The organism is Bradyrhizobium valentinum (assembly GCF_001440405.1).
GTDB lineage: Bacteria > Pseudomonadota > Alphaproteobacteria > Rhizobiales > Xanthobacteraceae > Bradyrhizobium > Bradyrhizobium valentinum.
The window spans coordinates 1-6792 of record NZ_LLXX01000171.1 but is presented as its reverse complement, the minus strand read 5'-3'; the positions used below and the strand labels follow the sequence as shown (position 1 = coordinate 6792).

At 61.8% G+C, this 6792-nt stretch carries 11 protein-coding genes; 6 read left to right on the top strand and 5 right to left on the bottom strand.

What is annotated here, in order from left to right; genetic code table 11:
* Positions 1-309: 309 nt before the first annotated feature.
* The gene (locus CP49_RS30235) at positions 310-1695 is read right to left on the bottom strand and encodes a tyrosine-type recombinase/integrase (RefSeq protein ID WP_057853786.1); all 1386 of its coding nucleotides are present in this window, start codon (positions 1693-1695) and stop codon (positions 310-312) included.
* Between the two features lie 294 nt (positions 1696-1989).
* Here CP49_RS30235 and CP49_RS30230 point away from each other — a divergent pair, with 294 nt between their 5' ends.
* A complete protein-coding gene (locus CP49_RS30230) occupies positions 1990-2211 on the top strand; it encodes a hypothetical protein (protein WP_057853784.1) in 222 nt (73 codons plus the stop codon).
* Between the two features lie 42 nt (positions 2212-2253).
* Positions 2254-2652 carry a hypothetical protein gene (locus CP49_RS30225; protein ID WP_057853783.1) on the top strand — a complete coding sequence of 133 codons (399 nt, stop codon included), beginning with the start codon at positions 2254-2256 and terminating at the stop codon, positions 2650-2652.
* Between the two features lie 102 nt (positions 2653-2754).
* Here CP49_RS30225 and CP49_RS48765 read toward each other — a convergent pair whose 3' ends face one another.
* Both CP49_RS48765 and CP49_RS30220 read right to left on the bottom strand, forming a co-directional pair.
* The gene (locus CP49_RS48765) at positions 2755-2889 is read right to left on the bottom strand and encodes a hypothetical protein (protein WP_276326861.1); all 135 of its coding nucleotides are present in this window, start codon (positions 2887-2889) and stop codon (positions 2755-2757) included.
* Positions 2889-3359, bottom strand: coding sequence for a group III truncated hemoglobin (locus CP49_RS30220; RefSeq protein ID WP_057853782.1), 471 nt, complete (start codon positions 3357-3359; stop codon positions 2889-2891). The genes CP49_RS48765 and CP49_RS30220 overlap by 1 nt, the downstream gene beginning before the upstream one ends.
* Before the next feature lie 87 nt (positions 3360-3446).
* Between CP49_RS30220 and CP49_RS30215 the strand changes: the two genes are divergently transcribed.
* A complete protein-coding gene (locus tag CP49_RS30215; protein ID WP_057853781.1) occupies positions 3447-3875 on the top strand; it encodes an RrF2 family transcriptional regulator in 429 nt (142 codons plus the stop codon).
* The gene (locus tag CP49_RS30210) at positions 3872-4210 is read left to right on the top strand and encodes a DUF6522 family protein (RefSeq protein ID WP_338060423.1); all 339 of its coding nucleotides are present in this window, start codon (positions 3872-3874) and stop codon (positions 4208-4210) included. Before CP49_RS30215 ends, CP49_RS30210 begins: the two co-directional genes overlap by 4 nt.
* Before the next feature lie 3 nt (positions 4211-4213).
* Here the strand turns inward: CP49_RS30210 and CP49_RS30205 are convergent, their stop codons facing one another.
* Positions 4214-4927, bottom strand: coding sequence for an SET domain-containing protein (locus CP49_RS30205; protein ID WP_057853780.1), 714 nt, complete (start codon positions 4925-4927; stop codon positions 4214-4216).
* A 153-nt stretch (positions 4928-5080) separates the two neighbouring features.
* Here CP49_RS30205 and CP49_RS30200 point away from each other — a divergent pair, with 153 nt between their 5' ends.
* Both CP49_RS30200 and CP49_RS30195 read left to right on the top strand, forming a co-directional pair.
* Positions 5081-5704 carry a hypothetical protein gene (locus CP49_RS30200; protein WP_057853779.1) on the top strand — a complete coding sequence of 208 codons (624 nt, stop codon included), beginning with the start codon at positions 5081-5083 and terminating at the stop codon, positions 5702-5704.
* A gap of 103 nt (positions 5705-5807) precedes the next feature.
* The gene (locus CP49_RS30195) at positions 5808-6143 is read left to right on the top strand and encodes a hypothetical protein (protein ID WP_156438742.1); all 336 of its coding nucleotides are present in this window, start codon (positions 5808-5810) and stop codon (positions 6141-6143) included.
* A 71-nt stretch (positions 6144-6214) separates the two neighbouring features.
* Here CP49_RS30195 and CP49_RS30190 read toward each other — a convergent pair.
* Positions 6215-6792 (bottom strand): TetR/AcrR family transcriptional regulator (locus CP49_RS30190; RefSeq protein ID WP_057853777.1); only part of this gene is annotated, 578 nt, incomplete at its 5' end.

The following is a 6792-nucleotide window of genomic DNA, read 5'->3' as shown; positions in this document are numbered from 1 at the left end:
CGCTTCGAACTGTGGGTCGGCGCCGCGGTGCTCGCCAACAATCTCATGAGGATTGCCGCAATGCTGATGGCAGGATCGTCGCGCAGGCGAAGAGCTGCTTGATAGACCCGTAGGCCTGCCCCGGTCACTCAAAGTGGCCACGGCTCAGCGCATCTCAAGCTGACAGCCGGCGCGCAATACCTGAAACCAACTCAAAAATCATCTGTCCCGAGCTTGCCGGTCCCGTTGCTCTCCGTCATTTTGTGCCCAATCCATCGGCATAACTTGGATCGGCGCCCCCAAATCCGGGCGTTTCGCGACAGAAACTAGCTAGTTTGCGCAGCTTTCAAGGATTGCCTTGATCGGCACAATCTTTTTTGGACCGGCAAAGTTATCGATCCGGTCAGCCCAATGCTGCATCAGCTTGGTGCGCGAGCCGATCAGGGCCAGCGGTCCGTGCCGTTTGTAGATCGCCTTTACCGAGTCACTTTCGAGATGCGCAAGTTGCAACTCGATGACGTCCCCATCCCACGCCTTGGCTTCCTTGATCTCCTCATGGTGACAAAGGGTCGAGAACGTAGTGCGGAAGCCATGGGCGCAATGTTCGGTCTTGGTGTCGATGCCGAGCGCACGCAGCCGACAACAGAGTGTTCTACCGGACAATGGTGTATCTTCGGCACAAGCGAACACGTAACGCCGATTACCGGTGATTTTCCGCACGCGTCGCAGGATAGCGAGGGCTTGTCGCGACAGTGGCACGACATGATCCCAGCCGGTCTTCATCTTAGCAGCAGGAATAGTCCACCGTTCGGTATCCCAGTCGACTTCTGACCATTCCATGTTGTTGATCATGCCGGGGCGCGGAATGGTCAGTGCATCGAGCCGAAGGGCATCACCGACCACGTCGCCAAATCTGGCCTTCGCCCATGTCGGCATGATCAGCCTGAACAGGCGAACCACATCCTGCGGATCGGTGACGCCGGGCCGCGGCGTCGAGACGTTGACAATAAGCTGCATCTTGCAGGCGCGGAACGGATTGTAGCCATCCCCTTCGAGGTCAGCGTAGTCGCAAACCTGCGAACCGATACTGTGAACTCGGTCACGGGTCTCCAGTCTGCCTTCAGCCTGCATCGCCCGAAAGAAAGCGAGAACGTCGGGGCGCTTGATGTCTTTCCGATAGAGCTTGCCAAAACGATCCTTCAGATAACCAGCCCATCGTTCGAGCAGCGCGATGGTTTCAGGACTGCGCACTGTGACACGTCTGCCGCGCTTGATCTTCTCGGTCTTCTTCTCTGCGAGCCATTCATCGATCCACACGCCGAAAGGGCGTTCGGCCGCCTGACGATGTCTTTCGAACTGCTTTTCGACGGAGGGATCGACTGGTGGGTCTTGGGCGAGCAGCGCCTTTGCGGCGTCGCGCTTCTGACGTGCCGTGGCGAGTGAGAAGGTGCCGTCGTTGCCATCGCCGTAAGGCCCGATGGAGTAGGTCTTCTGTCGGCCGTGAAAGCGATACGCCATCTGCCAGAGCTTGGAGGCGGCTTTGCCCGGCCTGTTCAGGTCCGGCTTGATGAAGAGGTAGAGCCCGCCGCCTGTCACGTCAGAAATCTTGGTGGCAGTCCAAGCGCCGTTCTCGAATTTCGGTTTGGCGGCGCGACAATCGACGTCGGTCCTGATCTGCTCGGGGTTCGCGTGCTCGCCAACCTGACTGCGTGCCATCTGCTTCGTTTCTCGGGTCTCGGAAGATCGGAAGATCGGAAGATCGGAATTGTGCGGCGACGTTTGTTCTTCCGATACCAACAAGAATACCAACAAAATCGGCGGCTGGACGCGAATAAGAACAAACAGTGCCGAACAGCAATGTACGCGAAAACCCCTATTCTTCAAGGGTTTCTGAGCATGTGCGAATGCCAGCGAACATCTTAGGACATCTCCGAACACTCTGCCTTCTTACGTCCGAGGTAATCGAAACGGGTCACGGGCTGGATCATCTTGGGGCACAGGAGATGACCCATGCTGATGCTTTCCCTCTTCCGCCTCGTCGCCACCGTGGTCCCCTGGGTGGTCAATCTGGCTACCTGGTTACTGGCGCGTTCGCTGAACATGCCGCAGCCGTTGGTGCACGACACCACCGTCTTCGTGTTCGTGCAGGTGCAGACGATCGAGAACAGGGTCGGCAAGGCGCTCTGCCCGACGCGGCTGGTGCGTCAGCTCCGGTCGCTGCTGCAACGCTGATCCACGTTCTTAGAAAACAACCCCATGCAAAGGAGAATCGTCATGATCCGTCCGTCCCCATTCCTGAGCCGCGCCCTGCTCGCCGACGCCATCTTCAGCGGTGTCGCTGCCGTCGCGTTGACGCTCGGCGCCGGCGCGCTCGCGCCCTTCCTCAATCTGCCGGAGGCGTTGTTGCGCGAAACCGGGCTATTCCTGATCGCCTATACCGCGCTGGTAGGTTGGCTCGCCTCGCGGTCAACCGTGGCAAAGGCGCTGGTGTTGCTCGTGATCGTGGGGAATGCCGCGTGGACGCTCGGCAGCATCGCGCTGCTGTTCTCAGGTGCGGTGAGCCCGAACCTGCTTGGTCAGGTCTTCATCGTCGCGCAGGCGATTGCGACCGGCGTGTTTGCTGAGCTGCAGTACGTCGGCCTGCGCAAGAGCAGTGAGACGGTGACGGCGTAAGCACCTCAGAGTCATTCCGGGGCGATGCGAAGCATCGAACCCGGAATCTCGAGATTCCGGGTCTGGTGCTAACGCACCATCCCGGAATGACGCAAGTAACCCTCAGCTCAATACCAACGCCGCGATCATTCCCGCGAAGGTCAATACAAGCCCGATGACGAGCATCGGCACCAGGCTGCTGCCGGAATACGGATCGGCCTGCTCCTTGTTGGTGACGATATGTGCACGATAGGCCATTACTTTGCTCCTGCCTGGTTGCGTCGAAATCGTTCCCCGTTCCCGAGCATGATGCCGTGGGTGCCGGCGATGCCGAGTTCGAGGCTGGCCGCAATCCGACGCGCCCGTTCCACAAAGTGCGCTTCGGCTTCGGGCGGGCAGATCTCGCGGGCGGTTTGTTCGAACAGTTCGAGCCAGCGATCGAAATGATCGGCGTCGACCGGCAGCGGCAGATGCTTGGCCATCGGGGTACCGTGGTAGCGCCCCGTCATCAGCGCGACCGACGACCAGAACGCGCACATCTGCGCCAGATGCGGCTCCCAATCCCTGATGCGGGCCTCGAAAATCGGCCCCAGCACCGCGTCGGCGCGCACCTTGGCGTAGAAGCCGCGCACCAGGCGCTCGATCATCGCCTCGTCAATGCCCGTCCGCTCCATGATTTCGGCCGTGAGCCGCTCGCGCCGCTCCGGCCCTGCCGCGATCGCTTCCATTTCCGCGCCTGCCCTTAAATAGGTATTTCAAATACCTATTTAGACGGCTATAGATGATTTGCAAGCAGATCTTTTGAAAGGCCTCCCATGCGCCTGACGTCGTTTACGGATTTTGCCTTGCGCGCCCTGATGCGGCTGGCGGGCGAGCCCGGTCGCTCCTTCGCGACCAACGAGATCGCGGCCGAGTTCGGTATTTCCCGCAACCATCTGGCCAAGGTGGTGCGCGACCTCGCCGATAGCGGCTTTATCTCGACGCAGCGCGGTGTCGGCGGCGGGTTCATGCTAGCCCGCCCTGCCCAGTCGATCACCATCGGCGAAGTGGTGCGCGCGCTGGAAGGGCCGCCGCTGGTCGAATGTTTTCGCGAGGATGGCGGTAATTGCGTGCTGAAACCGCGCTGCCGGCTGAAGGCGAAGCTCGCCGCCGCCCGCGAGGCCTTCATGCGCGAACTCGACGCCACGACGCTGGCGGAATGCGCCTATCCCGCGCCGGCCAGGCGGTATCAGGCGCACGCATGACGGCCGCAACGAAGCATCAGGTGCAACGCATGAAACCGATCGAGTTCGAAAATGGCGCCGTGCAGATCGACGCCTCCATCGTCGCCGAAGGCCTCGGGCTGGCGCCGTCCCTGCTGCGGGAAGAGATGCGCGCGGGCAGGATCACCAGCCTTGCCGAGCGTGGGATCGATGCCGACTCCGGCCGACATCGCCTGACCTTCTTCTCCGAACACCGGCTGTTTCGCGTCGTGGTCGACGAAACCGGCACGATCGTTCAACGCTCGCGCGTGGATTTCGGCAATGCTTTGCTGCCGAAATCGGTGCGCAAAAGCCGGCGCGTGACGCCCGGTGGGTGAGGCCTAAGCCTGAAGAGCCGGCGCGGGCGCGGAGACCGGCGCTTTCCGGCCGGCCGGTTTCCTGCCGGCAACCCTGGCGCGGCTGATGCCGTTCAGATGCTTGCCGTTCAGGGACTTGCCATTCGGGGACTTGCCGTTCAGCGCATGGCCATTGAGCTTCTTCGACTTCCGCTCAGCCTTCGCCTTCAATTTTTCCTTCAGCCTGGCTTCCGCCATTGCGAGCTTCTCCGCCTTCTTCAGCGCCTTGCGCTCGGCCTTGGCCTTCAGGCGGGCTTTCTCCGCCCGCGCCTCCGCGCGCTTTTTCTTGCGCTTTTTCTCGCAGGCGTCGCATTTGCAGCCGATCGGCTTCAGATAGGCTTTGAAATAATCGGTGCCGTAGTCGTAATTGATCTCCTCGCCCGGCTCGATGTCCTTGATGGCGCGGATGAACACCTTGCGCTTGCGCGGCTTGACGTCCGATTCCGCGTTGGGCCTGCAGGCGTGGTTGATGTAGCGAGCGATGTTCTTGCGCACCGAGCCGTCGATGGTCCAACGGTTATTCAGTTCGAACAGGTATTTGTTCTCGATCGCGTCCTCTTCCTTCTTTTTCGAATCAAGAAGCGGCCCGAAGTAGCGGATGATCTTGGTGCCCTTTTTGATCGGCTTGGTGGCGAAGAGGCCAAGCCCGGTGCGGGAGCGGCCAACGCGATAGGGTTTGTTCGAAGGAATGGAGGGCATGACGACTGAATGACTACAGGCTCGGAAAACGAGGAATGTTGAGCCGCCGTTCTAGGACGATTCCGCGGCAATGTCAGGTATTTCGCACCTTTGCCATGAACCTTCCCCAGATTGCGCACGTCTCATCCTGGAAGTTCCATGCGAGAAATGCAGATGAAACGCGTCCCCCGTCGGCTGCTCATCGTGCCGGCCGCCACGACGCTATTGGCGGCTGCATTTGGCCTGATTTTACCGGCCAACGCCCAAACATTCAGCAGCAGCTACACGTCATCAGCGCCGAAGGACTGCCGCACCATCGGCAAGCCCGAGGATTCCAACGGCAGCACGACGCAGGTGTGCCCCGGCAAATCGGGGCTGGTGGTGCTGATCAGCGTGGACGACCTGCGCGAAACCGTCTCGGTCGGGCCCAACCATGCGGCCGCCGCCAAAGAGCCGGCCGCGGAGACCTGGTTTGCCCCCTTCAATTCCACCGCCCACACCGTCGAATGGCGCGCGGTGGATGGCAGGCCGTTCGCGATCATTCAGCGCTGGCTGATTGCCGACAACAACGCCTTGGACAAGACCGGAAGCCCGACCACGAAACCAATGCTCGCGGTGACCCGGCTGCCGCCAGGGCCGGTCTGCCATGTCGCCTATATCGACGGCCAGGCCAACCGCAATCCCAACGAGCTCGCCCGCCAGGCCGCGGACGAATTCGCCCGCGATTTCAACTGCGGCAAGGACGAAGTGAAGGTGATCGGTGAAAAAGGCGCCGCCGTCAGCCTTGCAAAGCGCTGACCCATGGCCGGCGTGTTTTCGCCGCATTAACGTCAAAGCTACCGCCTTCAGTGCCTAATATTCTGATGTCACGGGTTTTAACAGCGGCCACACTGGAGCAACGATGCTAACGAGATTCATGGTTCTGCTGGTTGCCGGCTCCGCCCTCACCGGCTGCTGCGTCTCCGGCACCGGCTGCTCGACAACACCGACGGCAGGCGCGCCGATCGCCTGGGATGGGTTGGGTGAACCGCCGACGGCAGATGGCGAGCAAGCCGGGCCGTCCAAGCCGAAGCGTAGGACCGCGCGCAATAGCGAGATAATCCTGGGTCCGCTGAACGAAGCCGCACCGAGATCGGACGCCAAAGCGCGGTATGACGATTGGTCGCGGCAACCCAACGAAGACGCGGAAGCCGACGCAAGGCTCGCGCGGCAAACCAAGATTTGCAGGGGTTGCTGAGCGGGACACCAGCCGCAACTCGCCGCGCAGGTCTATCCCGACGCGAGCGAACTCGCCCCCAAACCGCTGTCCTATACCGCCGGCGGTCGGCTCACGGTCGAGCGCAACATCGCGTCCAGGAGCTGATCGACGCCGGTGCCTTCGGGCAGCCGGTGCAGGATGTCCTTTAGCCTTCCATCGAGCAGCAGCGTGGTGAAGCCGTGCACCAGCGACCAGGCCCGGGCAATCGCCGCGGCTTGGTCGAGCGACAGCGCCTCCAGCGTCTCACCGGTGAGCTTCTCGTTGCGGCTGAGGCTAACCGCGGTCGCCAATCCCTCAAACGAGGCAGTCGCCGCCTCGTGCAGCGAGGGCCGCGTCATGTCGAGCCGCTCGGTGCGGAACATCAGCCCGTACATGCCGGGACGCGCCTGCGCATAGGCGACATAGGCCTTGGCGCGGGCCATCGCCTTCATCAGCGGGAGCGTTTCAGTGTTGCCCGCCGCAATCATGGCGGCGTTGAACCTGCGGAATCCGATGGCGGCCAGTTCGCTCAGGAGCCCGGTGAGGTCGCCGAAATGATGGGTCGGCGCCGCATGTGACACGCCGGCCTCGCGCGCCACCGCCCGCAGCGTCAGGCCCGGCAGCCCGTCGCGCTCCAGCACCCGCTCGG

Coding starts and splice junctions, on each gene's coding strand:
- CP49_RS30235 (WP_057853786.1), bottom strand. CDS start 1,695: ATGGCACGCAGTCAGGTTGGCGAGCACGCGAACCCCGAGCAGATCAGG.
- CP49_RS30230 (WP_057853784.1), top strand. CDS start 1,990: ATGCTGATGCTTTCCCTCTTCCGCCTCGTCGCCACCGTGGTCCCCTGG.
- CP49_RS30225 (WP_057853783.1), top strand. CDS start 2,254: ATGATCCGTCCGTCCCCATTCCTGAGCCGCGCCCTGCTCGCCGACGCC.
- CP49_RS48765 (WP_276326861.1), bottom strand. CDS start 2,889: ATGGCCTATCGTGCACATATCGTCACCAACAAGGAGCAGGCCGATCCG.
- CP49_RS30220 (WP_057853782.1), bottom strand. CDS start 3,359: ATGGAAGCGATCGCGGCAGGGCCGGAGCGGCGCGAGCGGCTCACGGCC.
- CP49_RS30215 (WP_057853781.1), top strand. CDS start 3,447: ATGCGCCTGACGTCGTTTACGGATTTTGCCTTGCGCGCCCTGATGCGG.
- CP49_RS30210 (WP_338060423.1), top strand. CDS start 3,872: ATGACGGCCGCAACGAAGCATCAGGTGCAACGCATGAAACCGATCGAG.
- CP49_RS30205 (WP_057853780.1), bottom strand. CDS start 4,927: ATGCCCTCCATTCCTTCGAACAAACCCTATCGCGTTGGCCGCTCCCGC.
- CP49_RS30200 (WP_057853779.1), top strand. CDS start 5,081: ATGAAACGCGTCCCCCGTCGGCTGCTCATCGTGCCGGCCGCCACGACG.
- CP49_RS30195 (WP_156438742.1), top strand. CDS start 5,808: ATGCTAACGAGATTCATGGTTCTGCTGGTTGCCGGCTCCGCCCTCACC.